We start from the raw sequence: 26608 nt of genomic DNA, 5'->3' as shown, positions 1-26608 counted from the left end.
TTTCAGTCACCGACGCTCAGGGTGGGTCTTGCATGCTTAGCCCGGCGCGCCCTGGGGTTTTTCGAGGCGACAAACCTCGTTGATCCGCGAGAGCATGCGCTTGTCGTGCTGACGTTCGGCCAGGCGCGCAGCGGCATCGCAGCGGCCATCGCGGATAAGGCCAGCAGCGATGCGCGCACGGTCTTCCCGCCGGTTGAACTCGGATGTTCCCATGATCTTGCCCTCTATCGGGCCGGATCTGGACAAGGCAGGCGGGGTTCCCATTGAGTAGCGTGGGTAACTGGCCGGGTCCTGTCGCGCCAACGCGGGAGCCGCCGCCGCCAGGGTGGATGCTGCTGCAAGGATGAGAGGAAGCTTTTTCACCAGTGCCTCCATCGCTGACATGAAGGCGTTCAACTCCGGCGTGCGAGGCAGACCTTGCTGACGCCGGTTTCCAGGCGGGTGTCTTTTTCGGTTCGCGCCAGGGCGAAGGCTTCCGCGCAGCGATCGGCGTTGACAAGTTCGGCGGCGCGCCGGGCACGCGCCCATTCAGTCTTGGTTGGCGCTGTCATGGCGGTGTCGGTCAGCGACTGACGCCAGATCTGCTCCTGAGGGTTCATCCACTGTGGCGCGAAGGGCTGCTGCGGCATCGGCGGCTGTTCCGTCGACGGGGTGGGCGCTGGCGCTGGGGCGGTCTGAGCCGCAGCGGTCGTCGTCAGCAGGCCGGCGCAGGACAGGCCGGCGGCGATCGTCAGGATGGCTTTGACGAGCATGTTTCTTCCTCTCCAAGGCGCGGGAAGCGCCAGCGTAACGAGGAGCCCGCCAAGCTATCGCGGCGGCCCGGAAAGGATTAACACACAACCTCAGCTTGTCGTAAAGCGATATAATCGGATGAGCCGCTCCGCCCAAAACAGCTGGGCGAAGCGGCTCACGCAACTTTAGAGAACGCTCAGCATCTCCGCGACCAGCGGGTGGCGGACGATGTCGCGGTCAGCCAGACGGACCACGCCGATGTTCTCCAGCGCTTCGAACTTGGCGGCCACGTCGGCCAGGCCCGAAATGCCGGGCAGCAGGTCTGACTGGTTGGGGTCGCCGGTGACGACCATGGTGGAGTTCCAGCCCAGGCGGGTCAGCAGCATTTTCAGCTGCATGTAGGTGCAGTTCTGGGCCTCGTCGATGACCACGAAGGCGTTGTTCAGGGTGCGACCCCGCATGAAGCCCACGGGCGCGATCTCGATGGCGCCCTCGGCCATCAGCGCGCGCATGCGCCGGGTCGAAAGGCGGTCGGTGAGGGCGTCATAGAGCGGGCGCAGATAGGGGGCCAGCTTCTCTTCCATGTCGCCGGGCAGATAGCCCAGGGACTCGCCGGCCTCGACAGCGGGGCGCGACAGGACGATGCGGGCCACACTGCCGGCTTCCAGGGCTTCCACAGCCTTGGCGATGGCGATGTAGGTCTTGCCGGTGCCTGCAGGGCCCAGCGCCATGACCAGGTTCTTCTTGTCGATGGCCTCCATCAACTCGGACTGGCCGGGAGATTTGGGTTTTATGGTCTTGAGGTAACTTTGATCCCGCTCCGGCCCCTTTGCGGCCCCGTCGGGCCCGAGGGGCGACCAGCTATTGCCTCGCTCCCGAATGTCGACCGGCAAGCGACGCACCTTGGCGTCGTCACCATAGTGGCCGGTCTCGGTCGCGCCTTCGCGCGCCATACGCTTCAGGGCTCGCTTGGTCATGAAAGCCTCCATTCAGGCATAAAAAAAGGACGAGGCCGTGTGGCGTCGTCCTTGGCGGTGGGGAGGAGATAAACGAAGACGCGTGCGCAAAGCGGCGGCTCGGTGCTGGACCGAGAAGGCGGTGGTTCCGAGGAACGCCTGTACGCCAAGAGCGACACTCTGATCTCCGTCGTCGGGAGCCGGAACCGAACATCGGCCCGGTGGGATTCGAGGGGATTTCTCCAGTCGAATCGCCCGAGTAGGATGATGGTAACGTGGTTTCTCAGATGTTAATCAAGCGACGATTTCAAGAAAATGGGGTGTACGGATGACTGTCTATTCCTTGGGCGCCGCTAGCCCGATCCTTCCCGAGGCGGGCGAATACTGGATCGCCCCGACCGCATCGGTCATGGGCAATGTCATTCTGAAGAGAAATGCCAGTATATGGTGGGGCGCAATTGCTCGGGGTGACAACGATCCGATCGAGATCGGCGAAAACAGCAATGTTCAAGACGGCTCAGTACTTCACACCGACCATGGTGCGCCGCTGACCATCGGGGCCAACGTGACCATCGGTCACATGGTTATGTTGCATGGGTGCACGATCGGCGACGGCTCGCTGATCGGGATCGGGGCGATCGTGCTCAATGGCGCGAAGATTGGCCGCAACTGTCTGATCGGCGCCGGGGCCCTGATTACCGAGGGCAAGGAGATCCCGGACAATTCGATGGTGATGGGCGCGCCGGGCAAGGTGGTGCGCGAGATCGGCGAGCAGCATGCCCTGATCCTTCAAGGCTCGGCCCTGCACTATGTCGAGAACTGGAAGCGCTACAGCCGCGACTTGCTGCCCTTCTAGCCAGCGGTAGCGGGAGCGCCGCTTCCTATCGGGGGGGAAATCAGAAGCGGCGCTCTCGGTCCCGCACGGAATCATCACGTGCGGGGCTGGCGTTCGACGCCGGCGCTCAGATCGCCCGCAGCCGAAGCCGGAAGGCGGACCCGGTGGGGGAACCAGATCCGCATTTATCTAAAGCGCCAGCAATGACTTGGTTGCATCGCGCAGGGAGCTCGCCTTTGGCGAAAAGCCCTCGATGACAAGCGCTGGCGGTCGGGCGAGCCGAGATTGATCCTGTTCATTCCGTGGTCAGCCAAGCTTGACCGTGCACTGTCCTGGCGGGAAATCGGCAGGCGCGGCCGCTTGCATCCCTCGGGCAAGCTGTTGCAAAGCTCTTCGCGCCCGTTTCCGAACGCGCCTTCCGGGAGGGTCGCTTGAAATCCAAGAAGCCGACCATTGACGGCGGACGCGTCCTGATCGTGCTCAACGGCGGTCAAACCCCATCCGCCTTCGCCGTCGCCGACGGTGGTCGCCGGTTCAGGGCGACGATCCCGGCGCGGTCCGCAGCGACGCTGGTCTGGTAGCCTTGCGGTCCTGAGCCGGCCTGTTCTGGGGCCTTTGCTGTCGCGGCCGATCCCGCGCATCCGAAGATTATCGAGGCCGAGCCGTGGGTCGGCTATCGCTTCATCGCCGATTGAGCCGCTACTCATCGACAGGTTCCGCCCGACCCGTCCGACGGGCTCGGGCTAGGCCTCCAATGCTGAGCCTGCCAGCGACGAGACGTGCGCAGGCCTTTTGCGCCGGTGACGAACGCCCGCCAAAGCCCGGCGGATCTCTGACACCTATTCCTTGACCCTTGCCGCGAGACTCTTACGACTTGTCGAGACCGGGGAAAGAACAAGCCATGACGTCCTTCTATGATCGCCACATTCTGCCTCGTGTCATCGGCTGCGCCTGCGGGGCGGGGGCCATCGCCAAGCAGCGCGCCCGGGTCGTGCCGCAGGCGGAAGGACGGGTTCTGGAGCTGGGGATCGGCGGTGGGCTGAACCTGGCCTTCTATGATCCGTCGCGGGTGAGCAGCGTCACCGGCATTGATCCATCGGAGGGCTTGCGCGATCGGGCGCTGGCCGCGCCGCGCCCGGAAGGTCTCAAGGTTGAGATCCTGGCGGGGGAGGCCGAGCAGATGGGCTTCGACAGCCACAGTTTCGATACCGTCGTCTGCACCTTCACCCTCTGCTCGGTGCACACACCCACCGCGGTTTTGGCCGAGGCGCGACGGGTTCTGAAGCCAGGCGGCCGGTTTCTCTTCTGCGAGCATGGGCTATCCCCCGACGCCCCGGTCGCGCGCTGGCAGAAACGCATCGAACCCTTCTGGACGCCGCTGGCGGGCGGATGCCGTCTTACCCGGCCCGTGGGCGCGGCGATCACTGCCGCAGGGTTCGTGATCAAGGAGACCAAGGCATTCTATATGCCCAAGGCGCCCCGGCCCTTGGGCTGGTGCGAGCTTGGCGTAGCAGTCTCCGCCTGAGGCCTGTCCCGTTCCATCAGGGGGCGCCTTGCCTGCCGTCCACGCCTCGCCTGCACCGACATTCACAGCCCGTCTTGCATCGGGCGATAAGCCGCGTCACTCTCTGCCTTAACAACGATAACATTCAGGGAGGGCGTCGGGGCCATGGCCAGCGAACGCTTCGATTACATCGTCATCGGCGCCGGCTCGGCGGGCTGCGTTCTGGCCGCGCGACTGACGGAAGATCCCAATATCAAGGTGCTGCTGCTGGAAGCCGGCGGCAAGAACACCTCGATCCTGGTCAAGATGCCGGCGGGGGTCGGCGAACTGATCAAGGCCAAGGGTGACCAGAACTGGGGCTTCTGGACCGAGGAAGAGCCGCACCTGGATAACCGCAAGCTGTGGTGGCCGCGCGGCAAGGGCCTGGGCGGCTCCTCGGCGATCAACGGCATGATCTATATCCGCGGCCATGCCCGTGACTATGATCAGTGGCGGCAGATGGGCCTGTCGGGCTGGTCCTATTCGGAGGTGCTGCCCTATTTCAAGCGCTCGGAAACCCACCATGCCGGCGGCGACGCCTATCATGGCGGCCAGGGTCCGCTGCACGTGTCCGGGGGCGAGTCGCCCAGCCCGTTCTATCCTGCCCTGATCGAGGCGGGACGCCAGGCGGGCTACAAGACCACCAAGGATTTCAATGGCTACCAGCAGGAGGGCTTTGGGCCCTACGACCTGACCATCCGCGACGGCAAGCGCTGGAGCGCGGCGGCCGCCTATCTGACAGCGGCCCTCTCGCGGCCGAACCTGACGTGCGTGACCGAAGCCCGCACGACGAAGATCCTGATCGAGAAAGGCCGCGCCATCGGCGTCGACTACGTCGTCGGCAAGGGCGGCGAGAAGCGCACGGCCCATGCCGACGCCGAGGTGCTGCTGAGCGCCGGCGCGGTGCAGTCGCCGCAGATCCTGCAACTGTCGGGCATTGGTGCGCCGGATCTGCTGAAGTCACACGGCGTGGCGGTGGTCCAGGAGTCCAAGGGCGTCGGCGCCAATCTGCAGGATCACCTGGACGTCTGCCTGTCGTGGACGACCAAGAACCTGATGACCGCCTATTCGGCCAACAAGGGCCTCAGGAAGCTGGGCACGGGCCTGTCCTATATGCTGATGGGCAAGGGTATGGGTCGGCAGCAGTTCCTCGAGAGCGGCGCCTTCCTGAAGTCGCGGCCCGACCTGGACCGCCCCGACCTGCAGATCCATGGCGTGCTGGCCATCATGCAGGACCACGGCAAGACCCTGATCGAGAAGGACGGCTTCACCCTGCACGTCTGCCAGCTGCGTCCGGAAAGCCGCGGCGCCGTGGGTCTGCGCTCGGCCGATCCGTTCGACGATCCCACCATCCTGGGCAACTACCTCGCCGCCGACGAGGACCGCCGAGCTCTGCGCGAGGGTGTCCGCATGGCGCGTGAAGTCGCGGCCCAGGCGGCCCTGGACCCCTATCGCGACGCCGAATATGCGCCGGGCGCCGATGTGCGGGCCGACGCTGATCTCGACGCCTGGATCCGGGCCAAGTCCGAGACGATCTATCACCCGGTCGGCACCTGTCGCATGGGCGCGGCGGGCGACGCCATGGCGGTGGTCGACGACCAGCTGCGGGTGCAGGGGATCGCGGGCCTGCGGGTTGTGGACGCGTCGGTCATGCCGACCCTGGTGGGCGGCAACACCAATGCGCCGACCATCATGGTGGCCGAGCGGGCGGCGGACATGATCATGGGCAAGGCGGCCCTGGCCCCGATGGACGCGCCGGTATTTGAGGACGGGCGAGCGGTGGCGGCGTGATCATCTAGCCATGCAGCGTCGCCCCCTCGGCCGTTCCGGCCTCTCGATCGCCCCGCTGGTGTTTGGCGGGAATGTCTTTGGCTGGACGGCGGACGAGGCGACTTCGCATCGCCTGCTCGATGCCTTCGTCGGCGGCGGCTTCAACGCCGTCGATACGGCCGACGTCTATTCGGCCTGGGTTCCCGGGCACGACGGGGGCGAGTCCGAGCGTGTCATCGGTCGCTGGCTGAAGGCGCGGGGCAGGCGCGACGACGTGCTGATCCTGACCAAGGTGGCCATGTGGCCCAAACAGCCGGGCCTGTCGGCCGCCAATATCGAGGCGGCGGTCGAGGGTTCGCTGCGGCGGCTGCAGACCGACTATATCGACCTCTACCAGTCGCATCAGGACGATGCGGCGACCCCGGTCGAGGAGACACTGGAGGCCTATGGCCGCCTGGTGAAGGCGGGCAAGGTGCGGGCCATCGGGGCGTCCAATTTCTCACCGGCCAGGCTGACCGAGAGCCTGGCGGCCTCGGCGGCCAACGGTCTGCCGCGCTACGAGACAATCCAGCCGAAGTTCAATCTCTATGATCGCGACCAGGTCGAGGGTGAGCTGGCCGCTCTGACGGCGGCGGAAGGCCTGGGCGTCATTCCGTTCTATGGTCTGGCTGCGGGCTTCCTGACGGGCAAGTACCGCGCTGAGGCCGACCTTGAAGGGCGCGCGCGGCGCCATACGATCAAGCGCGACTACATGAACGACAAGGGTGTTCGGGTGCTGGCGGCCCTGGACAAGGCCGTCGAGGCGACCGGAGCCACGCACGCCCAGATCGCGCTGGCCTGGATCATGGCCCATCCGGCCATCACTGCGCCCATCGCCAGCGCCACCAGCGTCGTCCAGCTGGAAGAGCTGATGGGCGCGGCCCGCCTGATCCTGCCCGCCGAGGTGGTCGCCGATCTCGACGCGGCCGGGCGGGGTTAGCCGCCGTGAGCGCCGCGCTGATCGAGAGCAGCCTAGAGCTGGCGGCCCAGCGCTGCGATGATCTCACGCCCCTGGTCTATGAGCGGCTCTTTCGCCAGCAGCCGGACATGGAGCCGCTGTTCTGCATGGACGCCAACGGTCAGGTGCGCGGCGAGATGCTGTCGCAGGTGATCCGGGCCATCCTGGACTTCATCGGCGAGCGTCAGTACGCGGCGACCCTGATCCAGTCCGAAGCGATGAACCACGCCGGCTATGACGTACCGCCCCAAGTGTTCGGGACGTTCTTTGGCGTGGTGGCTGACACCCTGCGCGAGGTGCTGGGCGCGGACTGGACAGCCGAGATCGACGCGGCCTGGCGCGCACTGCTGGTCGATCTGGACTACTACGTCACCCATACCAACCAGTTCGAGACCGCAAAGGCCGCGAGGGGCTAGGCGATCCGGCGGCCGTCCAGGGTAGCCAGACGCAGCCGGGCACCTTCCTGATTGGCGAGGCCCAGGGGCTGGATCTTGCGAACGCCCAGTTCATAGGCCGGGCGGCCTTCCAGTCGCGCCGTCATGGCGATGGGCTGATAGACGCCCAGGAAGCGGTCGGTTTCGCCGTCTACGCCGCGCAGGGGCGCAAACAGCACCTCCATGCCGACCGACGGAACCCCTTGAGCCCGAATGTCGGCCGTGACCACCACCGGCTGGCAGCGGCGACGGGCGATCTCCAGGGACGACTTCAGTTCCAGCCGGTGCGACAGGGCCCACAGGCTGAGCAGATCCTCGCCGCGCAGATCGCGGGCGTGCAGGTCGGCCAGGAACCCGCCGGCCAGGCGGAAGGGCATGCGGCCCAGTTTCTCGCGTCCGGCGATGAAGACCTGAGGCAGAAGGTCGGTGAAATCGCCCGGATTGATGTCGGCGCGCGACGGCGCGGGCGCGTCACCTTTGCGGTCGCGCCAATAGTCTATCAACCGTTGTGTGCTTGGATGGAACATCGTCGTCCCCTCAGCGGGTCCTTCCACGGCTGTTTTTTGCCGCATGGGGCTTGCTAGGAGATCCGGGCCAAAGCCCCGACCGTCCCGTTTTGGCGCAAGCCAGCCGGGAGGCGGATGACGGCCCGATTCTTGCTGGCCAGACGGTCGGACGACGTCGTGTGAAGGGGATCGCCATGAAGGCGCCGAAACGATCGATGCGCGGGCTGCTGTGGGGCCTCGGCGCCCTGCTGGGAAGCCTGTCGCTGGGCGGCGCGGCCTATGCGCAGTGCGGCTCCAGCTGTCCGCCACCGCCCCCGGTCTGCTGCAAGCCTCCGGCGCCTCCGCCAAAGCCTCCCAAGCCGCCCAGCCCCCCGTGCTGCACGCCGGGTCACAACGTCAATATTCCGGGCGTCAACATCAATGTCGGCGCGACGGTGATCGTCAACGCCAATGCCAACGCCACGGCTTCGGCCGGCGCGTCTTCAGGCGCGGGGGCCGGGGCCGGCGGGGGCGCCAGCACCAACGTCTACTATGGTGGCGGCGGTCACGGCGGCTACTATTCTGGCCCGATGTCGACCGGCTATATTCAGGGCCTCAATGTCGAGGGCGGCGAAGTGCGCCGTCGTGCATCGTATGAAGCCACCCGCACCAAGCTGCGCCGCGTCGTTATCCGCGCCGTGTGCCTGGACGATCGCGACGTGCCGCACCCGGCCTCTCAGGTCACGCCCGACCGCGACATCGACGACCGCTATGACGGCGAACTGTATCGCTGCATCGCCGGCTCGCGCATGCAGTACGTGATCGGCGACTATGAGAGCAGCATCGACATCAGCACCAATGGCCGCGGCGCCCAGACCTATATCTGCGCCAAGAACGAGGCCCTCTATCATGCTCCCGGCGCGGGCCAGGCCGGTCAGGCGGGGACCTTGACCTGCCGCCCGCAGCGTCCGGCCCGCGATTGCAATGAGCGCTCGCTGCTGCGCCGCTTTGGGGCCGGCGTGAAGATCCTGACCCTTCTCACTAGCGAAACCTACACGGCCTATCGCGAGGAGCAGGTCCGCGAGACCAGTGCGTCTTCGATGAGCTTCAGCCTCGATGGCGGCGTCGGCGGCGTGGTCTACTAGACCCTCGTCATCGCTGAAAGTTCAGGCCCTCCCGCCAGCTGGCGGGAGGGCCTTTTCGTGCCTACTTGGCTTCCGGCTTGACCAGCACGGTCCAGGACCGGTCCTCGCCCAGGAAGGTCCGGGCGGCCTTCTGGACATCGGCGGCCTTGACCCGCTCCAGCCCGGCGATCACCGAGCGGGTGGCGTCCAGGATGCGCGGATCGGTCTGAGCGCCCGACAGGTTGCCCAGCCAGTATTCGTTGGTGACGCGCGACTTTTCGATCTGGTCGATGCGCGGCTTCTTGGCGCGCTCCAGTTCGTCCTCGGTGACGGGCTTGTCGCGCAGGTCTGCGGCGATCTGGCGGATGGTAGCGGCGACGCCGTCCAGCTTGTCCGGCGGCACTTCCACGCTGACCGACAGATAGCCCCAGTCGTTGAAGATCACGCTGTGGGTGGCCCCGGCCGAGGGCGAATAGGTCGCCCCCTGCTTTTCGCGCAGTTCGTCGGTCAGCCGCAACTGCATCACCTGGGCCAGGACCGAGGTGTCGCGCGAGCGCTGCAGGTCGGAGAACAGGTCGTCGGTCCTCCAGCTCATGAACAGCTGGGCCTGGTCGGCGCGGCCCTTGTGGGTCAGCACCACCGGCGTCTGTGACGGGGCGGGGAAGGGAACCTGACGCGCGGCGACGGGATCGGCCAGTCCCGGACGGGTGGGCAGGGCCCCAAAGGTCTCGGCCACGGCGGCGATCGCCTTGTCGACAGTGATGTCACCGACCACCACGATCTCGATCGCACCCTTGCTGAGCGGATCGGTGACGGCCGCCTTCAGGCTATCGAGCGAGGCGGCGGCGATGTCCACGCGGGACGGGAAGGTCCAGCGCCTGTCGCCGTTGTGCAGCAGCCCGCTGAGGTCGCGCCCGATGACGCCGCCGGTGGTGGTTTCCAGCTGGTCGTGAATGGTGCCGTAGTAGGTCTTGATCCGCGAGAAGGCCTCGGGCCGCCAACCCGGCTCCATCGCGAAGCCGGCCAGCACCTGCAGTTCGGTGCCGACATCCTCGGGCCGGGTGCGGCCGCTGAGGGTGAAGGCGTCGTCCTCGACGCCCAGGCTGGCGTTCCAGATCTTGCCGTTCAGCACCCGCTCCATGTCCTGGGCGCTGATCTGCTTGAGACCGCCTTCGATGAAGGCCGAGCTGGACCACAGGGGGCTCTGGGCGCCGGACGTCAGATCCAGCAGGCCATGGCCGATGCGGGCCTTGATCAGCACCTGATCGTCACGGAACTTGGTCGGCTTGACCGTCAGTCGCACCCCGTTCTCGAACCGCACGAAGACGGTGTCGAGGTCGGCGACGTCCTTCTGCTCGGCGACCTTGCCGATCGGTCCGAAGCTGGCATAGGGCCAGGCCGTGACGCCGGGCGCGGCGGGGGGCAGCACGGCGACCTTGCGGGAGTCGGCATAGGCGGCGAGCACCGCCTTCTCGGCGCCCTCGATATTGGTCGGGCTGGGGATCAGGATCAGTGGACCCTGGCCGGCGAAGGCTGCTTTCAGCGCGGCGCTGACACGGTCAGCGGTCAGGCCTTTGACGATCTCGTCGAAGGCGGCCAGATTCTGGCTGGGGCTGGTGACGGTCTCGCCATCGCCCAGGGTTCCGACGATGCCGCCGGCCAGGGCCGTGGTGCGCTGGGTGGCCTCACCCGACACGGCCGCGACCAGGGATGAGCGCATGCTGGCGATCTCGCGGTCCAGCTCGTCCTGGCGTACGCCATGTTGCACGGCCCGGCGCTGTTCCTGGTCCAGGGCCGACAGCGCCTCACGCCAGCGGCCGGGCTGGGCGGTGGCGCCCAGGGTGGTCATGCGCACGGCGCCGTACTGATCGCCGGTGAAGGCCCCGCCGGCGATGAAGGGCGGATCGGCCGCGCGGCTCAGGGTCTGCATCCGGCGGTTCAGCACCGCAAAGCCCAGGTTCTTGAGCGTATCGCGCTCGTCGGCGGCCTTGGTTTCGATCCTGTCGTCCGGCGCGCCGGCCCAGGATAGCTGCACCGACAGGGCCGCGCCGGGCTCGACGATCACCCTGGCGGTCTCGCCGCGCTTGGTCACCTTGCCGACCACGGGATCAGCGCCGGCTGGACCCTTGGCGGTCCAGTCGCCGAAGCGGGTCTTGATCTTGGCCTCCATGGCGTCGAGGTCGAAGTCGCCGACCGCCACCAGCACCGCCCGCTCCGGGCGATAATAGGCCTCGTAATAGTCGCGGATACGCTGGGCGGGCGCGGTCTTCAGCACCTCGGTCTTGCCGATGGGAATGCGCTTGGGCGGCAGCTGGCCTTCCATCTGGAAGTCCATCGACTTGATGGCCACGCGATAGCCGGGGCTGTCGCGGGTGCGCTCTTCCGACAGCACCACGCCGCGCTCGCGATCGACGGCCTCGGGCGCGATGGTCAGCTCGCCGGCCGCCTCGCGCAGCAGCATCAGCGAGGTGTCGACCGTCGCGTCGTCGGTCTTGGGAAGGTCCAGCTGGTAGATGGTCTCGTCGAGGCCGGTGGAGGCGTTGGTGTCGGCCCCGAAGGCCAGGCCGTGGCGCTCCAGGATCTTGATCATCTCGCCTTCGGGCACGTTCTTGCTGCCGTTGAAGGCCATGTGCTCCAGGAAGTGGGCCAGGCCCTGCTGGTCGTCGGCTTCCATCATCGAGCCGGTGTCGAACCACAGGCGCAGGGCGGCCTGCTGGGGCGGGGTGGCGTTCTTCATCAGGGCGTAGCGCATGCCGCTGGGCAGCACGCCGAACCGCACGCGGGGGTCGGGCGCGACGTCCGACACCTCATGGGCCCACTGACCGGGCTTCAGCGACGCCAGGGTCGGCCCGGTGGGCTGAGCCGGGGCGAGGATCGCCTCCCTGCCAGGCAGGGTCGGCAAGGACGGCATGGACAGCTTGGGCAGGGCCGAGCAGGCGGCGAGGGACAGGCCGACGGCGGCCAGAAGTGTCAGGCGCGAGGCGCGAATCATAGACAGCCTAGGGTTTGGTGAGCTTTTCCGAAGCCGCACCTTGGGCGTCCGTGAAGGCGCAAGCAAGGCGGCCAGCGCGTAGAGCCTTTAGCCTCACATTGAATCATGTGAGGCGTCTAAAAGGCTCTAAATCAAACCGTTAGCGCGTGGTCAGCGCCGAAACCGCTTACACTTTCGGCTGCCACGCTCTAGCGAAAGCCGCGATCAGGCGGCGGCCACGTCGCCGCTTTGGCGACGCAGGCGCCAGAAGCGGACGGTCCGTAACGCCGAATCCCGGGGCAGGGCGCCGTAGAGCTCGCCATAGGCCTTGGCCTTGCCCATCACGTCGTCGGTCGGATCCAGGATCAGCAGGGCGAAGGTCAGGAACAGGGCGCGGTCGAAATCGGCCGCCCTGCAGACCACGGCCAGGCCGTCCAGTTCGCGGCGCTCGAGGATCTTGCGGGCGGTGTGGAAGTCGATATCGGCCATGTCGGCCAGGGCGACCAGGAACAGCGTGGTCTTCTTGGCGCGCAGTATCCCGGCCAGGGCCTGGGGCGAGACGCCGCCCTTGGCCTTGATGGCCTGGAACTCGTGCTCGGCCTGGGCGTGGTCGAAGGGCAGGGCGCCGTCCTGGGCGGCCACGCGCTTGCGACCGGCATTGAGCGCCGCTTCCAGCGTCGCCGGATCCATGTCGGCGTTCTTCTCCAGGATCCGGTCGCGAAGCTTGGCCTCGACCATGAAGTACATTTCGTTGAGCAGATCGACCGGCAGGCTGTGACGGTCGATGACGGCCTCATGCAGGGCCGGATTGGCGGCGGCGCGGTCGACGACGGCCTCATGCGCTTCACGTGACAGCACAGCGCCTTCGTTACGCAGCAGGACGCCGAGCGTGTGGTCGTCGCCGCGCTGGACGATGGCGTCCGACACGGCGCTGGGAACGCGGGTGCGCTGCGAGATGGCGCGCAGATGGTCCTGGCCGCGGGTGCGGGCCACTTCCAGCAGGTCTTCTTCCGACAGGCTGGACGAGCCGCGCAGGATCGGGTGGGCGACGGCGATGCTGTCGAGGGCCAGCGCCCTGCTGAGGCCGCGCGGCGGGGCCGGCGCGTGGCTCAGCCGCTCAGCCAGCTCGACCTTGACGGCCTCCTCCATCTCGCCAGCCAGCTGGCTCATGACGTCGTCGAAGAGGCCCATCTGCACGGGGTCGTGGACATCGCCGGCGAAGAACAGGTCGGTGACGCCGCGCAGGAGCTCGCGGCGTTTTTCGCTCGACGGCTCGTCGGCCAGGGCGATCAGGTCGTGAAGTCTGGACTGCATCAGAGCGACCGGTCCTTGTTGTCGCGTCCGCCGTCTTCGTCGCCGCGTGCGCCGGCCGCCAGCCATTCGGCCGAACCATGCCGGGGCTCGTCGTCCTTGAGGCGGGGCGCTTCTTCGGACGGAGCGATGAACACCATGCCGTTGGGGTGCAGCGGGGGCAGGGCGTCCGGCTGCTGGCCATACTGTCGGCCGACGGAATAGGTGCGGGCCATGGTCTGGGACGCAGGATTATAGGACGCCATCGCCGTGGGTGCGATTTGGGCCTGGGCCGCCGGGATCGGCTGGCGGGTGATCTGGGTCGGGGGTTCGATCTCCCGGCGCTCGGCCTGCGTGCTCGGCGCTGTGGCCTGCGGTCGTGCGCCGAGGTTCCGCCAGGGCTCCGACATCGGGGGCTGAGTTTGCGTCGCGGGCGCAGGCGTCACCGATGGCGAGCGTATGCCCAGATTGCGCCAGGGCTCGGACATCGGCGTCTGTGCTTGTTGCGCGACAGCGGGCTGACGCCAGGGTTCCGGTACGGGCTGAGAGCTCAGGATGCGCGGCGCGGCGGGCTCCTGCTTGCCGGCCCAGCCCAGGATCGGCCCGCCATAGCCCGACGCTGGGGTCAGGGCGCCCGTCTGGCGGCTGGGTCGCGGACCATAACGGCTCTCGCGCGTGTCCTCTGCGCGCGCGACTGACGCGGCGCTAGCAAGGACGGCGATGAGAACCATGGTGCGCATAGGGCGGCCTGACGGAGGACTCTGAGCCTCCAGCCTCCAGCCTTAGCCTGCCTCGCTTAATCCGGGCCTAACGTCCGCGCCAAACTGCGAGCAGTCGACGCTCGGCCAGCTCCATCAGGGCGTGAAGCGCCACACCCAGCAGGGCCAGGGTCAACAGGGCGGCGAACACGCGCGCGGTCTGCAGGCGATTATAGGCCTCCAGGATCCGCCAGGCGAGGCCCTGGGAGCCGCCTGAACCGGCGACGAACTCGGCCACCACGGCCCCGATCACCGCCAGGCCGGAGGCGACCTTGTGGCCTTCCAGAAGCGCGGGGACGGCCGAGGGCAGGCGCAGGCGCCACAGGCGCTGGGCTGACGACGCGCCATAGAGGTCGAAAAGACGGGCCAGGTCGGGATCTACAGCCTTCAGGCCGGTCAGGGCGCCCGAGAAGATCGGGAAGAAGGCGACCACGGCGGCCAGACCGATCACGGCGCGTTCAGGATGGTCGATCCCCGCCCAGATGGTCACCAGCGGTGCGATGGCGACCAGCGGCGTGACTTGCAGCGTGACGGCGATGGGACGGATCGCGTCTTCCAGCAGGGGGCTCAAACTGACCGTCAGGGCCAGGGCGCAGGCCAAGAGGCTGGCGATGACCAGCGCCAGCAGGGCGGTCGACAGTGTGCCCCAGGCCGAGGCCAGCAAGAGCGGCCAGCCTTCGATCAGGGCCGTCCAGATCGCGCTGGGCGGCGGCAGCAGATAGGCCGGCACGGCCAGGCGCGCGCAGGCCAGCTCCCAGCCCGCCAGCAGCAGGCCGATCAGTACGAGCGGCGACAGGAAGGCCGACAAGGTCCTCACGCGGCGCGAACTCCGGCCTGGGCCAGCAGGCCCGACACCGTCTCGGCGGACTGGCGGAAGGCTTCGGTGGTGCGAAAGCCTGCGGGTCGGATCAGGGGCGCGTCGATGGCCACTTCCCCCGCGATGCGGCCCGGGCCGGGGGTCATGACCACGACACGGCCAGCCATGTAGACCGCCTCCTCGACATTATGGGTGACGAAGATCATGGCCGGCGACAACTCGGCAGCAAGAGCCAGAACGTCATCGGCCAGAGCGCGGCGGGTGATCTCGTCCAGCGCCGCGAACGGTTCGTCCAGCAGCAGTAGACGCGGTCGGGTGACCAGGGCGCGGGCCAGCGAAACCCGCATGGCCATGCCGCCCGACAACTGGGCGGGCCGCGCCGCGAGCGCCTCGCCCAGACCGACCTTGGCCAGGGCCTCGGCCGCGGCGGTCATGGCGTCGGCGTGCCGCTCGCCGGCCAGTTCCAGAGGGAGCGCCACATTGGCCTGGGCGCTGAGCCATGGCGCGAGCGTGGGGGCCTGGAAGACCACGGCGGTCTCGCCCTTGCCGGCAGCCCGGGTCACGTCGCCGCGGGTGGGCTGTTCAAGTCCCGCCAGCAGCCGCAGGGCCGTTGACTTGCCGCAGCCGGACGGTCCCACCAGGGCGACGATCTCGCCGGCGCGCAGATCCAGATCCACCGGCCCCAGGGCGCGGCCGCGCCGAGGATAGTCGACTTCGACGGCGGAAAGAGCAGCGATGGTCAGAGTCATTGGCCCTTGGGCAGGAACTGCAGCGTGTAGGCGCTCTTGTAGTCCATATCCTTGGGATAGACGCCCTGATCCGCGGCCACCTTGAAGAATTCCGCCCAGCGGGCGTCGGTCATCTGGCCAATGCCGTCCTTGGGGACGATGCCGTAGGAGCGCATCTTCTCGCGGGCCTGGTCGAGGACGTCCTGGGTCATCTCAGGATTGTCCTTGAGGATGGCCGCGTCGCCCGGCTTTGCGTCGCCATAGAGATAGGATTTCCAGCCCGCGGCCGTGGCTTCGACGAAGGCCTGCGCGGCTGACGGGTTTTTGGCAATGAAGCTGTCGGGCATCAGAGCCATCGAGGCGTAGGCGGGATAGCCGTTGTCGGCCAGCAGGAACACCGCCGGCTTGATCTTGCCCTCCTTCTCGATGAGGTAGGGCTCGCTGGTGGCATAGCCCTGCTGGACGATGCGCTTGTCAGCCAGGAACGGCGCCGCGCTGTAGTTATATTTGCGGACCTGGTCGTCGGTGAAGCCGTATTTGGCCTTCAGCCAGACCCAGAAGGCGGTGATCGAGGCGTCCGCCAGCAGGATGGGTCGGTCCTTCATGTCGGCGATGGAGTTGATGCCCTGGCCGGGGTGGGCGATCAGCACCTGGGGGTCCTTGTCCATGAAGGCGGCAACGGCCTTCACGGGGGCCTTTTCCTTGGCCAGGTTCATGACGATGAAGCTGTTGGAACCGACCCCGGCATCCACCGCGCCCGTGGCCAGCAACTGGGGCACGTTCACGCCGGGACCGCCCTGGATCAGGGTCACGTCAAGCCCGCGCCTGGCGTATTCGCCGGTAGCCAGGGCCTGATAGTAGCCGCCGAGCTCGGCCTGGGCGCGCCAGTCGGTGGCCAGCTTCATGGCGGTGCGGCCGGGCGCATCGGCAGGTTCCTGCCCGGCGGGCGAGCAGGCGGCCACCACAGCGCACAGGGCGAGCACAGCCAGTTTGTGGAAACCCATGAATCCCTCCCGGACAAAGTCCCGAGAGGTTAGGCGGCAAGGCCGCATCTTCCAAGAGCGAACGCGGTTCGTCTGGAGCAAAGGTCGCCATGATTGAATCATGTCGTTTGCTCTAGATTCTTGTTTTGACGCGTTATTTCGGCGGCGAACCGGTATCCACTTCGCCGAATAACGCTCTAGTCGATGCTGGTGGGAGCGGTCCGCCAGCGCTCGACCTTGGCGTAGAGCACCTCGCGCTGAATCGGCTTGGCGATGTGATCGACCATTCCGGCCGCGTAGCAGCGCTCGACCTGTTGGGGCAGGGCGTCGGCGCTCATGGCGATGATCGGAACCCGGCTGGCAGGCGAGTTCAGGGCGCGGATGGCGCGGGTGGCGGCCAGACCGTCCATCAGCGGCATGTGGATATCCATCAGGATCATGTCGTACTCACCGGTCGCAGCCGCCTCGACGGCCTGCTGGCCGTTTTCAGCGATATCGACCTCGCAGCCCGCCAGGGTCAGCAGTGCGACACCAATTTCGCGGTTCATCGGATGGTCGTCGACCAGCAGGATACGGGCGGCGCCTGGCAAGATGGGTGACCGTTGCTCGGGAACGGCCAGGGGTTCGGCGACTGGCGCGGCGAACTCGATCCAGAAGCAAGAGCCGCGACCCGGCACGCTGTCGACGCCGATCTTGCCGCCCATCAACTCGATCAGGGCCCGGCTGATCGCCAGACCCAGGCCCGCGCCGCCATAGGTGCGGCTTGCCGAACTGTCGACCTGCGAGAAGCGCTGGAACAGCAGGGCCTGCTTCTCGATCGAGATGCCGGCGCCGGTGTCGGTGATTTCGAAACGCAGCCGATCCTCATGATCGCCCGGCTGGACAATCAGGCTGGCGTCAATGCGTCCCGTGTCGGTGAACTTCACCGCGTTGTTGAGCAGGTTGAGCAGCACCTGGCGCAGGCGAGCGTCGTCCAGGTCGTGAAGGGCGTCGATCGGATCGATGATCTCGAGGTTCAGCTTGAGGCCCTTGGCGCGCGCCTCGGGCGCCATGATTGCCACCGTGTCGCGCAGCAGGGTCGCCGCCGAGGTCGGTTGCGGCAGCAGTTCCACCTGGCCGGCCTCGACCCGCGAGAAATCGAGGATGTCGTTGACCACGGTCAGCAGGGCGCCGCCGGCGGAGTCGATCAGGTTTACTTGCCGGCGGGCGTCCGGTGGCAGGTCGTTACGGGCCGCCAGCAGTTGAGCAAAGCCCAGCACGCTGTTCAGCGGAGTGCGGATCTCGTGGCTCATGGTCGCCAGGAACTCGGTCTTGGCCTCGGTCGCGGCCAGGGCGCGGGCGCGGGCCGCGCGGGTCAATTGTTCGCGGCGAACCAGCAGGCGCTTCAGGCGCTCCTGCTGCGCCAGGGCCAGGCCGGTCGCCAGATTGGTGCCGAACAGCAGGCTGATGAAGACCTGGGCGACGCGGGTGGGATTGGCGGTTTCCCATCGCATGCCCATGGCCAGATAGCCGGTGGAAGTCACCAGGGGAATGGCGATAAAGGCCACCACCAGAGAGCTTTCCGCAGCCCCCCGGGCGCCTAATCGAAAGGCGGCCAGCATGGCCAGGGGGAAGATCATGAAGGGCGCCGGAACACCGTCAGGATGAAAGCAGACCGCAGTCATCGCGGCGATCGACGCATACAGCGCCAGGCGCTCGGTAATCGAGCGATGGAAGGCGCGACGATGCTCCGCGTCCAGCAACACCAGCACAGCGGGGAGCACGACGGCGAGCCCCAGGCCGCTTCGCGCGAACCAGGCCCACATCAAGGTCAGCAAGGGCGCTCCCGAGACGATCGAGAGCAGCGGCGCGCAGATGATCGCGGCGGCTGCGGCGATGGGTGCGCCCACGGCGACGAGAAGCGCGAGCTGCCGCATTGTCCGCAGCCGCAGAACACCGCCGAAAAACAGGCGCGCTAAGGCCCAGACCGCATAGGCTTCCAGAACATCGACGCTGGTGAAGAGTAGAGCCTTGCCGAGGCTGTCCCCGACCAGCAGGTCGATGATCAAATGGAAGACAATCATCACGCTGGTCAGGGCGATGCGGCGCGGCGCATTCAGCGCCATCAGACCGACGACCAAGAGGCCGTTGGCGGGCCAGAACGCCGCGACACCCAGGCTGGTCCGGGTCAGGAAATCGCTGAAGGCCAGGCTGGCGACGACGGCCACAGCCAAGCTCAGCAGCAGGGTGTTCTGCCGCCGTTGTTCTTGTTGTGCCAGCTGTTGCCGCATGCTTGTCTCGTCCCCCCTGATTAATACGCTTCGGACTGTTCAAGGTTGCTGCCCAATTTGGGCGCTGTGGCGCTTTGTCGCAGGCGAGGAGCACTTTCGACTAAGGTCCAACCTTGAGCCCGCCCCCTTTTACTTTGGCGGAGGCACGACAATGCATAAGACGGCGGGCGCTTCAAGCACAGGTGGCGTCGCAAGGCCGCTCGGCCGGTCGTTGTCGCGGTCTTGACGGGCGCTTGTCTGGGGACTGAGCCGGACAAATCACGCGGCCAGCGGGCTGGGCGCGGCCCACCGGTTAACGACCGTCTGGAGGGCTTGCCGATCTATGGGCTTGGATAGACGGTCGGCCATACTCGACCTGTGTGGCGATGAGGCCGGCGCTGAGGATGACGAAGGCCATGACCAACATCAGGCGGGCCTGACGCTGCGGGCGCGACGCCAGGACCCGCCGCCAGAACGCCCAGCGCCACCCTGGGCCGAGGCCGGCATTCCGACAGCGCGCGAAAGGGCTGAGAGCAGTTGGGAAGCCGTTAGCTGGCTAGCCCTTCGCGCTTTTCCTCCAGGGCCAGCCAGTCTTCCTCCGCCTGCGCCAGGTCAGCGCGGGCCTTGTCGAGGGTCTTCATGATCTTGTCGAAGCCGGCCGGATCGCGGGCATAGAAGTCGGGATCGGCCAGCCTGGCTTCCATATCGCCGAAGATCTTGGGGCTGGCCGCGACCAGGGCTTCGCACTCCTCAAGCCGACGCTGGTCCTTGTAGGACAGTTTGACGGTCTTCTTGGGCGGGGCGATCACCACCGGAGCGGCCTTGGCGGCTCCCGTAGCGAAGTCGCCGCCACCGGCGCCGCGCGCGCCCTTGAAGAAGTCGGGGCTCTGGTCGATCAGATCGCTCCAGCCGCCGGGGGTCTCGATGACCTGGCCATGGCCGTTCATGGCGATGGTGGAGGTCGCGAGTCTGTCGATGAAGTCGCGATCGTGGCTGACCAGGATCAGCGTGCCCTCGAAGTCGGCCAGCAGATCCTCGAGCAGGTCCAGCGTGTCCATGTCCAGGTCGTTGGTGGGCTCATCGAGGACCATCAGGTTCGTGGGCGTGGCCAGGGCGCGGGCCAGCAGCAGGCGGTTGCGTTCCCCGCCCGACAGGCTGGTCACCGGCTGGCGCAGCTGCGCCTCGGTGAACAGGAAGTCCTTGGCGTAGCCGGCCACATGCTTGGGCAGGCCGCGCACCAGGATGGAGTCGCCGCCGCCGGGAGTCAGGAAGTCCCAGACGGTGATCTTGTCCGACAGGGCCATGCGGGCCTGGTCGACATAGGAGATCTCGAGGTTGGTCCCCAGGGTCACTGTGCCGGAATCGACGGCCAGCTCGCCCAGCAGCAGCTTAACCAAGGTGGTCTTGCCGGCGCCGTTGGGGCCGACCAGGGCCACGCGGTCGCCGCGCAGGATGCGGGTCGAGAAGTCTTCGACGATCACTCGGTCGCCGAACTTCTTGGTGACGTTCTTGGCCTCGGCGACCTTCTTGCCCGAGGTCCCCGCCGCTTCGACAGCCATGTAGATGCTGCCGCGCATGTCGCTCTGGCGGTCCTTCTTCTCGGCGCGAAGGTCCATCAGGGCGCGGCGGCGGCCTTCGTTGCGGGCCCGGCGGCCCTGGACGCCGCGGGCCAGCCAGGCGTTTTCGCGCTCCAGCGCCTTGTTCAGGCGGCGCGCTTCGTCGGCGTCGGCGGCCATGACCGCCTCGCTCCAGGTCTCGAACTCAAGGAAGCCCTTGTCCAGGCGGCGCACCTTGCGGTGCTCCAGCCAGAAGGTGCGCTGGGTGACGCGGTTGAGGAAGGCCCGGTCGTGGCTGACGATCAGCGCGGCGCACTTCGAGCCGGCCAGTTCCTCTTCCAGCGTCTGGATGGCGAAGATGTCCAGGTGGTTGGTCGGCTCGTCCAGCAGCAGCACGTCGGGCTGTTCGGCAAAGGCGCGGGCCAGGGCCGCGCGACGCTTCTCGCCGCCCGAAAGGCCTTCGGTGCCCTTTTCGGGGTCCAGGCCAAAGTCGGCCAGGGTGGCCTGGGCTTCGTAGTCCTGGGCGCCGCCGGCGGTGCAATAGTCCAGCAGGGTCGCGCCGGTGATCTCCGGCTCCTGGCTGACGAAGACAATGCGCGCGCCGGGCTGCACGATCCGCTCGCCGCTGTCGGGTTCGGCGCCCTGGGCGGCCAGGATCTTCAGCAGGGTGCTCTTGCCCGCGCCGTTGCGGCCGACCAGGCACGCGCGGATGCGCGGCTCCAGCGCCAGGTCGACGCCGTCGAACAGGGGCTTGGCGCCGTCGGCTAGCCGGACGTCCTTGAGAGCGAGAATGGGCGCGCGGGCAGGGGAAGCCATAAGGTGCTCGTACTGGGGGAGGGCGTCAGAGTGTCGCGGAGGATGCGGCCTATAACAGGGATGGCCGGGAAAAACGCCAAAATCCGGGTGATCGGGCCCGATTACCTGGCAAGGCGTCATCTGGCGCGGGGCGCGACACAATCGCCCGTTAACGGGTGGCCAATCCCGACATGCGCAGGGTCAAGCTGTCCCTGTGAGGTGCATGCACGCCTTGTCGTCGAAAATCGACATACCCAGCGCTTCTGGTCGTCTTCCTTTCGCGGTGGACGGCTTCGACAGTCTGCGCCAGCCGGTCTGGGTGTTTGATGACGCGCGCAAGCGCAAGGTCTACGCCAATCGGGCGGCGCTGGAGCTATGGGGGGCGGCCTCTCTCGAGGCGCTTCAGGCGCGCGATTTCGCCGACCAGTCTCCGGCTGTGCGCATCCGGATGGACGCCATCAGTGAACGTATCGCCCGAGGTGAGACCGTTCACGACCGCTGGACCTTTTATCCCCACGGCGCGCCCGTCACCGTGCGAACAGCCATATCGCTCATTCCACTGCTGGATGGCGGATCGGGCATGTTGTTCGAGGCGGCCCCGGCCGAGGTCGAGGCGCAAGAGCATCGGGCCATAGAGGCCTTGCGGCACACCACGGTGCTTGTCGCTCTGTACAATACCGAGGGCGCGCGGCTGTTTGCCAACCCGGCGGCGATGGCCGCCTATCCGGCTGACAATGCCTCCTTCGTCGATTCCTTTGTGGATCGCGAGGCTGGCGCGCAGGTCTGGCGCACCGCGCTTTCTGGACGACCGGGCTTTGGGTCTTTCCTGCTGGCGACGTCCGCTGGCGCTCGCTGGCATAGCGTCGACGCCCGCCGGGCCCGTGACCCCGTCAGCGGCGACTGCTGCGTGCTGGTCAACGAGACCGATATCACCGCCGAGATCGAGGCCCGTTCGGCCCTGGGTGAGGCCCGCGAGCGCGCCGAAAGTGCCGTGCGAGCGCGTCAGGAGTTCCTGGCCAATATGAGCCACGAGCTTCGCACGCCCCTGACCAGCGTCATCGGCTTTGCCGACCTGCTGGCCGAGAGTGCGCTAGACGAGCGACAGAGCGGCCAGCTGGGCCGGATCCAGGATGCTGGCTCGGCCCTTATGGCGACACTGAATGATGTGCTGGACCTCTCCAAACTTGAGGCCGGCGGCATCGAGTTGCAGCCACGTCCGTTCGCGCTGCGGCCGATGCTGTCCCAGGCCGTCGGCATCGTGGAGGCTCAGGCCCTGGCCAAGCGCCTGGCTTTGAACATGACGATCGACGAGGCCTGTCCGGCCTGGATCGAAGGCGATCCGGAACGTCTGCGACAGGTGCTGGTCAATCTGCTGGGCAACGCCGTGAAGTTTACCGACGAGGGCGCCGTAGGCTTGACGATCACCCGTCGGCCCCACACGGACGCCACCATGGCCCGCCTGGAATTTGCCGTCAGCGACACCGGTGTCGGGGTGCCCGAGGCTATGTTGGGCATGGTCTTTGACCGGTTCGCCCAGGCCGGACCGGAGGTTACCCGCCGCTTTGGCGGCACCGGGCTGGGGCTGACCATCACCCGGCAGCTGGTTGAAATGATGGGCGGCCAGATCGGCGTCGACAGCACGGCCGGTCAGGGCTCGCGCTTCTGGTGCGTTGTCGACCTGCCTGTCGCCAGCAGGATCGAGGCGTCCGCACCCGCTGTCGCGCCGCGCGTCGTGGGAGGCCTGCGACTGCTGGTGGCGGACGATAACGAAGCCAATCGCGAACTGATCGGCACTATCCTTCGGTCGGCCGGCCATGACGTCCAGGTCGTCCGCGACGGCGCCGAGGCTCTGGCGGCGGTTCGGTCGGGCGACTACGATCTTGTCCTGATGGACGTGCGGATGCCGGTGATGGACGGCCTGACCGCCACCCGCAGCATTCGGGCCCTGGACGGCGATGTCGCCGGGATCCCGATCATTGCTCTGACCGCCAATGTCCTGGCCGATCAAGTGGCCTTCTATCGCGATCAGGGCATGGACGACCATGTCGGCAAGCCGATCAATCCGCGTGACCTGCTGATCAAGATCGCCCAGTGGAGCACGGCACGGATCTGGCGAGACCCTGCAACCGCCTGACGCCTCAGTGGCCGGGCGAGCTCACATAGAAGCTGGCGTTGTTGCCGGTGGCGGTGGTCACGCCGCTGACCGACCGCGCCGAGCCTGCAGTGGTCGTGGTGCGGGCGCCGACCTCGGCGCTGTTGACCTGATTGTTCTTGATCGACATCTGACCGCTGCACTGCGAGCAGGCATAGCTGGTGACGGCATTGCCCATGGCCGTGGACGAGACCACGGCGTCATAGCCGTCATTGCCCTCAAAGCTGGCCACAACCTCGACGCCGCCGCCCCCATTGGTCTGGATGTTGTCCAGCACAACCTCGGCTCCATAGTTGCCGACCAGGGCGGAATTGCCGACGCCATGAGCGCCGACCTGGGCGGCGCTGAACTGGTAGGACGTCGCCTCAGCCTGGGCGCGGACATAGGCGGTATTGTACTGGCTTGAGGTCACGTCCAGCAGCGGGCCTTCATTGGTCGCCGACAGGTTGTTGCCGCTGGCCGAGGCCGCCGTGCTGGTCAGGTAGCTGGAGCCATAGGCCGTGAACTTGCTGGCCTGGGTGATTCCGGCATTGGATTGCTCGGTGATCACTCGCGCCGCCGACTGCTCGGTTCCCGACAGGGTGATGTTGTTGCCCGTCGCCGTGCCGGCGACAGAGGCCGTTCCGGTGATCGCCCCGGCGATCGCGCCGCCATCGGCCAGGACATTGGCCGTATTGCCCTGGCTGACCCGCACGCCCATGGCGCCGTTGATCAGGGTCAGGCCCTGGCTGTTGCCCTGGGCCAAGGTGCTCATCGACAGATCGTGCAGTTCGGCCTCGTGAGCCTCAAGCTGGCTGCGCGCCGTGACCGGCCCGGTATTCAGCTGGGTGGCGCGGCCCGTCAGCGTACCGTTGTCTGCCGCCGCCGTACCCGCATTGCCGACCGCCGTGGTCGTGAAGTTGCTGTTATTGCCGCCATTGGCCCCGACATTGACCACACCGTGCGCGAGGACCGCGCCGGCGTTTTCCTGGTTTGAGGTCATCGCGGCGTCGGTGTTCTGCACCGAAATCAGGGCGCTGTTGGCCGGCGCAATGGTGCTGGCGCTGAAGCCGTCGGTGACGGTCTCGACGTTCAGGGTCTGCTCGGCGAACACGTCGCCCAGATTGATCTGGTTGTTCAGAACCGTGCTGGGCGCGGTCTGGCTAGTAGCGACCCCGCTTAGCATCGCGCATATCGGGATCGCTGCGAGCGTTCCAGCGAGACGGGTCTTCGCGGGTCTGCGCATTGTTGGTTCCCAGATTGTTGTAGGCTGGCACGAAGGCGCCCGTCTGTCCGACGGTGGAATCGCCCATCGGGTCGTAGCGCATGCAGCCCTGCGGGCCTGGCATGCCATAGAGGTTGGCGCTGAACTCGACGACTGAGCGCTCGATCAGCGCCCGAACCGCCAGCTGGATCGGTTCCAGCGCGCCCTTGCCGCCCGAGATGTCGAACAGGTTGCCATTGAGGAAATCGAAGACGCCCAGGCTGATCTCGCGGCCCACCACCTGCTTCTGGTAGGCGACGACGTCGACCACTTCCAGCGTGCGGGTGTTCACCAGGCGCAGGTCCAGCGCGATGTTCATCACGAACACCCGACGCTTGAAATTGCCCTTCAGGCCGTCGGTGTCCTTGTCGCCGGCATAGGCGTCGATACCGGCCGAGCGGATGTTGTAGTTCAGCTCGGTGATGCCGCCGACCACATAGAAGTCGGAGCCCGGCACTTGGCCCGCCAGAATGCGGCGATAATCCACGGGCACGTCGGCGCCTGGATTGGGGCGGTCGCTGATCAGCTTGTTGTTGGCGTATTTCAGCTCGAACTCCGACACCGAGGTGTCGAAGCGCTCGACCATCGGCATGCCGGCCTTGGCGAAGGCGGACATGGCCAGCAGGGAGGCGCCTTGCGTCACCTTGCGGCCCGAGCCGTCGGATTCTTCCTTGCCGGTATAGTCAGCAATGCGACCGATCGCGACGCGCGGGGCGGCCACGCGGTTCTGTTTGGCGTACTGGTTGAGGCAGACGAGGGCCGCCGAATAGTCGGTCGGATTGGCCGTCACCGGCGCCTTGCCGATCGGCTCGGCGTAGTTTCCCTTCATCGACACCTTGGGCATGCCGGTGCCGCACGCCGTCAGGGCGCTGCAGGCCAGGGCCGCCGCGATGAAGGAGAGACGCTTACTTCCCATCGGATCCGCCCTTGACCGACGATCCCGCCGAGATGTTGCCGGTATTGGTCTGGGTCGAATTGACGATCACCGTATTGTTGTTGCCCTGGGTGATGACCGTCAGATTGTTGCCGATCGCGGTGGAGCTGCTGTAGCCGCGACCGCCGACGCCGGAATAGGCGTCCAGCGACCCCGAGGAGTTGCTCGACGAATAAACGCTTTGATCGGCGCCGGTCAGCATCACGCCGTCGACCACGACGCGGTTGCCGTTGGCGTCGCGGGTCGAATATTCGACCATGCGGCTTTCCTGGCCCGCGATGCGGCCATAGCCGGCGTTGAAGGCGGCGGAGTTGCTGGACATCGTCTGGGCGCCGGCCGCGCCGAGCGCGCCAAGGCCCACGACGGCGGCGGTGAAGCCCGCGCCGAAGCCGATGCTGTTCTTGATCTGCCAGGCCATGAGAGCCTCCGCGACTGCCGACCCGAAGGTGCAAGCAACCCTCGTGCCAAATTCATACAGTCTCTGGTCTAGCGCCAAGGTCTCGCAAAATGGTTAAGCGGGAGACGGTGCGACCCTGAATCGCGTGCGCCCCGCGAGTCGACCGCCTAGGTAAGAGTGTGATGACCCCCGACCGTCCCGACGACCGCCCCGAACCGATCTTCAACGCGCCCTGGCCGGCGGTGCTGGCGGCTGTCAGCATTCTGCTCTCGAACCTGGTGCTGGGCGGGGTTAGCGACGAGACCATCTATCGGCTGGCCCTTGAGCCCGTGCGGGTCTGGCGCGGCGACCTGGCGGGGCTGGTGACGTCGCTCTTTGTGCATGGTGGCTGGATTCACGCCCTGATGAATGCCGCCTTCGCCCTGGCGTTCGGCGCTCCGGTTGCGCGTCTGCTAGGTCTGGGGGTTAGGGGAGGGAGCGTCTTCGTCGTCTTCTATATAGTGTGTGGCGTCCTGGCGGGTCTGGGCTATGCGGCGATCCATCCGGAATCGACCAGTCTGGTCGTCGGGGCTTCGGGCGCGGTGGCCGGCCTGATGGGCGCCGCCGCCAGATTGATGGATCGACCCGGGCGGCTGAGCAGCCCGTTCGCGCCGCGCGCCCTGTCCCTGGCCCTCAGCTGGCTGGTCATCAATCTGGTGATGGCGGCGCTCGGGGGGTTCCCGGGTCTGACGGGAGCCGTGGCCTGGGAGGCGCATCTGTTCGGCTTCGCGGCCGGGGCGCTGCTCATCTCGCTGGCTGTGCGCCTCAGCCCAAATTCAGAGACCCATTGATCCCCGAACCGCTTTGCGAGACGCTCGTT

At 66.9% G+C, this 26608-nt stretch carries 24 protein-coding genes; 9 read left to right on the top strand and 15 right to left on the bottom strand.

The window, feature by feature from the left end:
• Positions 1-36 precede the first annotated feature (36 nt).
• From ACN2C8_RS12655 to ACN2C8_RS12645, 3 genes are all read right to left on the bottom strand, one after another.
• On the bottom strand, positions 37-384 hold the full coding sequence (locus ACN2C8_RS12655) for a hypothetical protein (RefSeq protein ID WP_419252111.1): 348 nt from the start codon (positions 382-384) through the stop codon (positions 37-39).
• 8 nt (positions 385-392) lie between these two features.
• Positions 393-752 (bottom strand): hypothetical protein, encoded by a 360-nt coding sequence (locus ACN2C8_RS12650; RefSeq protein WP_419252110.1) that lies wholly within the window; start codon positions 750-752, stop codon positions 393-395.
• A 165-nt stretch (positions 753-917) separates the two neighbouring features.
• Positions 918-1721, bottom strand: a complete 804-nt coding sequence (locus ACN2C8_RS12645; protein ID WP_419252109.1) for a PhoH family protein — start codon at positions 1719-1721, stop codon at positions 918-920.
• Positions 1722-2016: 295 nt separating this feature from the next.
• Here ACN2C8_RS12645 and ACN2C8_RS12640 point away from each other — a divergent pair, with 295 nt between their 5' ends.
• From ACN2C8_RS12640 to ACN2C8_RS12615, 6 genes are all read left to right on the top strand, one after another.
• The gene (locus tag ACN2C8_RS12640; RefSeq protein WP_419252108.1) at positions 2017-2544 is read left to right on the top strand and encodes a gamma carbonic anhydrase family protein; all 528 of its coding nucleotides are present in this window, start codon (positions 2017-2019) and stop codon (positions 2542-2544) included.
• Between the two features lie 410 nt (positions 2545-2954).
• Positions 2955-3104 (top strand): glycoside hydrolase family 30 beta sandwich domain-containing protein, encoded by a 150-nt coding sequence (locus ACN2C8_RS12635; RefSeq protein ID WP_419252107.1) that lies wholly within the window; start codon positions 2955-2957, stop codon positions 3102-3104.
• Positions 3105-3424: 320 nt separating this feature from the next.
• Positions 3425-4048, top strand: coding sequence for a class I SAM-dependent methyltransferase (locus ACN2C8_RS12630; protein WP_419252106.1), 624 nt, complete (start codon positions 3425-3427; stop codon positions 4046-4048).
• Between the two features lie 144 nt (positions 4049-4192).
• Positions 4193-5857: a choline dehydrogenase gene (locus tag ACN2C8_RS12625; protein ID WP_419252105.1), complete on the top strand. Its 1665-nt coding sequence runs from the start codon at positions 4193-4195 to the stop codon at positions 5855-5857.
• Positions 5858-5867: 10 nt separating this feature from the next.
• Positions 5868-6815, top strand: a complete 948-nt coding sequence (locus ACN2C8_RS12620) for an aldo/keto reductase (RefSeq protein WP_419252104.1) — start codon at positions 5868-5870, stop codon at positions 6813-6815.
• A gap of 5 nt (positions 6816-6820) precedes the next feature.
• The gene (locus ACN2C8_RS12615; RefSeq protein ID WP_419252103.1) at positions 6821-7249 is read left to right on the top strand and encodes a globin domain-containing protein; all 429 of its coding nucleotides are present in this window, start codon (positions 6821-6823) and stop codon (positions 7247-7249) included.
• Here ACN2C8_RS12615 and ACN2C8_RS12610 read toward each other — a convergent pair.
• A complete protein-coding gene (locus ACN2C8_RS12610; protein WP_419252102.1) occupies positions 7246-7794 on the bottom strand; it encodes a PAS domain-containing protein in 549 nt (182 codons plus the stop codon). The two genes, ACN2C8_RS12615 and ACN2C8_RS12610, sit on opposite strands and share 4 nt — an antisense overlap.
• A 173-nt stretch (positions 7795-7967) precedes the next feature.
• Between ACN2C8_RS12610 and ACN2C8_RS12605 the strand changes: the two genes are divergently transcribed.
• Entirely contained in the window at positions 7968-8897 is a 930-nt protein-coding gene (locus tag ACN2C8_RS12605; protein ID WP_419252101.1) for a hypothetical protein, read from the top strand.
• Between the two features lie 61 nt (positions 8898-8958).
• Here the strand turns inward: ACN2C8_RS12605 and ACN2C8_RS12600 are convergent, their stop codons facing one another.
• The 8 genes from ACN2C8_RS12600 to ACN2C8_RS12565 form a co-directional block, all read right to left on the bottom strand.
• Positions 8959-11868, bottom strand: a complete 2910-nt coding sequence (locus ACN2C8_RS12600; RefSeq protein ID WP_419252100.1) for a M16 family metallopeptidase — start codon at positions 11866-11868, stop codon at positions 8959-8961.
• 204 nt (positions 11869-12072) lie between these two features.
• Complete coding sequence (locus ACN2C8_RS12595; RefSeq protein WP_419252099.1) at positions 12073-13161, bottom strand: DUF2336 domain-containing protein; 1089 nt, start codon at positions 13159-13161, stop codon at positions 12073-12075.
• Positions 13161-13877: a hypothetical protein gene (locus ACN2C8_RS12590; RefSeq protein ID WP_419252098.1), complete on the bottom strand. Its 717-nt coding sequence runs from the start codon at positions 13875-13877 to the stop codon at positions 13161-13163. The genes ACN2C8_RS12595 and ACN2C8_RS12590 overlap by 1 nt, the downstream gene beginning before the upstream one ends.
• A 67-nt stretch (positions 13878-13944) precedes the next feature.
• Positions 13945-14703 carry an ABC transporter permease gene (locus tag ACN2C8_RS12585; protein ID WP_419255880.1) on the bottom strand — a complete coding sequence of 253 codons (759 nt, stop codon included), beginning with the start codon at positions 14701-14703 and terminating at the stop codon, positions 13945-13947.
• Positions 14704-14708: 5 nt separating this feature from the next.
• A complete protein-coding gene (locus ACN2C8_RS12580; protein WP_419252097.1) occupies positions 14709-15461 on the bottom strand; it encodes an ABC transporter ATP-binding protein in 753 nt (250 codons plus the stop codon).
• On the bottom strand, positions 15458-16444 hold the full coding sequence (locus tag ACN2C8_RS12575; protein ID WP_419252096.1) for an ABC transporter substrate-binding protein: 987 nt from the start codon (positions 16442-16444) through the stop codon (positions 15458-15460). Before ACN2C8_RS12575 ends, ACN2C8_RS12580 begins: the two co-directional genes overlap by 4 nt.
• A 176-nt stretch (positions 16445-16620) precedes the next feature.
• A complete protein-coding gene (locus ACN2C8_RS12570) occupies positions 16621-18693 on the bottom strand; it encodes an ATP-binding protein (protein WP_419252095.1) in 2073 nt (690 codons plus the stop codon).
• 527 nt (positions 18694-19220) lie between these two features.
• Positions 19221-21044, bottom strand: coding sequence for an ABC-F family ATP-binding cassette domain-containing protein (locus ACN2C8_RS12565; RefSeq protein ID WP_419252094.1), 1824 nt, complete (start codon positions 21042-21044; stop codon positions 19221-19223).
• Positions 21045-21246: 202 nt separating this feature from the next.
• Here ACN2C8_RS12565 and ACN2C8_RS12560 point away from each other — a divergent pair, with 202 nt between their 5' ends.
• Positions 21247-23157 (top strand): ATP-binding protein, encoded by a 1911-nt coding sequence (locus ACN2C8_RS12560; RefSeq protein WP_419252093.1) that lies wholly within the window; start codon positions 21247-21249, stop codon positions 23155-23157.
• Positions 23158-23161: 4 nt separating this feature from the next.
• Here the strand turns inward: ACN2C8_RS12560 and hfaD are convergent, their stop codons facing one another.
• Genes hfaD through hfaA form a run of 3 tightly spaced genes read right to left on the bottom strand, consistent with a single transcriptional unit; the run spans position 23162 to position 25770 of the window.
• Positions 23162-24340, bottom strand: a complete 1179-nt coding sequence (gene hfaD, locus ACN2C8_RS12555) for a holdfast anchor protein HfaD (RefSeq protein WP_419252092.1) — start codon at positions 24338-24340, stop codon at positions 23162-23164.
• Positions 24318-25334, bottom strand: a complete 1017-nt coding sequence (gene hfaB, locus ACN2C8_RS12550; RefSeq protein WP_419252091.1) for a holdfast anchoring protein HfaB — start codon at positions 25332-25334, stop codon at positions 24318-24320. Before hfaB ends, hfaD begins: the two co-directional genes overlap by 23 nt.
• Complete coding sequence (gene hfaA / locus ACN2C8_RS12545; RefSeq protein WP_419252090.1) at positions 25324-25770, bottom strand: holdfast anchoring protein HfaA; 447 nt, start codon at positions 25768-25770, stop codon at positions 25324-25326. The genes hfaB and hfaA overlap by 11 nt, the downstream gene beginning before the upstream one ends.
• 161 nt (positions 25771-25931) lie before the next feature.
• Here hfaA and ACN2C8_RS12540 point away from each other — a divergent pair, with 161 nt between their 5' ends.
• Positions 25932-26579, top strand: a complete 648-nt coding sequence (locus ACN2C8_RS12540) for a rhomboid family intramembrane serine protease (RefSeq protein ID WP_419252089.1) — start codon at positions 25932-25934, stop codon at positions 26577-26579.
• Positions 26580-26608: the final 29 nt, after the last annotated feature.

This window comes from Caulobacter sp. ErkDOM-C, from assembly GCF_048541825.1.
GTDB lineage: Bacteria > Pseudomonadota > Alphaproteobacteria > Caulobacterales > Caulobacteraceae > Caulobacter.
This window is presented reverse-complemented; position numbering and strand designations above follow the sequence as displayed.

What these genes read in the sequence shown, in the direction of transcription:
- ACN2C8_RS12645 (WP_419252109.1), bottom strand. Translation starts at nt 1,721, where the DNA reads ATGGAGGCTTTCATGACCAAGCGAGCCCTGAAGCGTATGGCGCGCGAA.
- ACN2C8_RS12655 (WP_419252111.1), bottom strand. Translation starts at nt 384, where the DNA reads ATGTCAGCGATGGAGGCACTGGTGAAAAAGCTTCCTCTCATCCTTGCA.
- ACN2C8_RS12590 (WP_419252098.1), bottom strand. Translation starts at nt 13,877, where the DNA reads ATGCGCACCATGGTTCTCATCGCCGTCCTTGCTAGCGCCGCGTCAGTC.
- ACN2C8_RS12570 (WP_419252095.1), bottom strand. Translation starts at nt 18,693, where the DNA reads ATGCGGCAACAGCTGGCACAACAAGAACAACGGCGGCAGAACACCCTG.
- ACN2C8_RS12605 (WP_419252101.1), top strand. Translation starts at nt 7,968, where the DNA reads ATGAAGGCGCCGAAACGATCGATGCGCGGGCTGCTGTGGGGCCTCGGC.
- ACN2C8_RS12595 (WP_419252099.1), bottom strand. Translation starts at nt 13,161, where the DNA reads ATGCAGTCCAGACTTCACGACCTGATCGCCCTGGCCGACGAGCCGTCG.
- ACN2C8_RS12560 (WP_419252093.1), top strand. Translation starts at nt 21,247, where the DNA reads ATGCACGCCTTGTCGTCGAAAATCGACATACCCAGCGCTTCTGGTCGT.
- ACN2C8_RS12650 (WP_419252110.1), bottom strand. Translation starts at nt 752, where the DNA reads ATGCTCGTCAAAGCCATCCTGACGATCGCCGCCGGCCTGTCCTGCGCC.
- ACN2C8_RS12600 (WP_419252100.1), bottom strand. Translation starts at nt 11,868, where the DNA reads ATGATTCGCGCCTCGCGCCTGACACTTCTGGCCGCCGTCGGCCTGTCC.
- ACN2C8_RS12540 (WP_419252089.1), top strand. Translation starts at nt 25,932, where the DNA reads ATGACCCCCGACCGTCCCGACGACCGCCCCGAACCGATCTTCAACGCG.
- ACN2C8_RS12620 (WP_419252104.1), top strand. Translation starts at nt 5,868, where the DNA reads ATGCAGCGTCGCCCCCTCGGCCGTTCCGGCCTCTCGATCGCCCCGCTG.
- ACN2C8_RS12580 (WP_419252097.1), bottom strand. Translation starts at nt 15,461, where the DNA reads ATGACTCTGACCATCGCTGCTCTTTCCGCCGTCGAAGTCGACTATCCT.
- hfaB (WP_419252091.1), bottom strand. Translation starts at nt 25,334, where the DNA reads ATGGGAAGTAAGCGTCTCTCCTTCATCGCGGCGGCCCTGGCCTGCAGC.
- hfaD (WP_419252092.1), bottom strand. Translation starts at nt 24,340, where the DNA reads ATGCTAAGCGGGGTCGCTACTAGCCAGACCGCGCCCAGCACGGTTCTG.
- ACN2C8_RS12610 (WP_419252102.1), bottom strand. Translation starts at nt 7,794, where the DNA reads ATGTTCCATCCAAGCACACAACGGTTGATAGACTATTGGCGCGACCGC.
- ACN2C8_RS12565 (WP_419252094.1), bottom strand. Translation starts at nt 21,044, where the DNA reads ATGGCTTCCCCTGCCCGCGCGCCCATTCTCGCTCTCAAGGACGTCCGG.
- ACN2C8_RS12640 (WP_419252108.1), top strand. Translation starts at nt 2,017, where the DNA reads ATGACTGTCTATTCCTTGGGCGCCGCTAGCCCGATCCTTCCCGAGGCG.
- ACN2C8_RS12625 (WP_419252105.1), top strand. Translation starts at nt 4,193, where the DNA reads ATGGCCAGCGAACGCTTCGATTACATCGTCATCGGCGCCGGCTCGGCG.
- ACN2C8_RS12630 (WP_419252106.1), top strand. Translation starts at nt 3,425, where the DNA reads ATGACGTCCTTCTATGATCGCCACATTCTGCCTCGTGTCATCGGCTGC.
- ACN2C8_RS12575 (WP_419252096.1), bottom strand. Translation starts at nt 16,444, where the DNA reads ATGGGTTTCCACAAACTGGCTGTGCTCGCCCTGTGCGCTGTGGTGGCC.
- hfaA (WP_419252090.1), bottom strand. Translation starts at nt 25,770, where the DNA reads ATGGCCTGGCAGATCAAGAACAGCATCGGCTTCGGCGCGGGCTTCACC.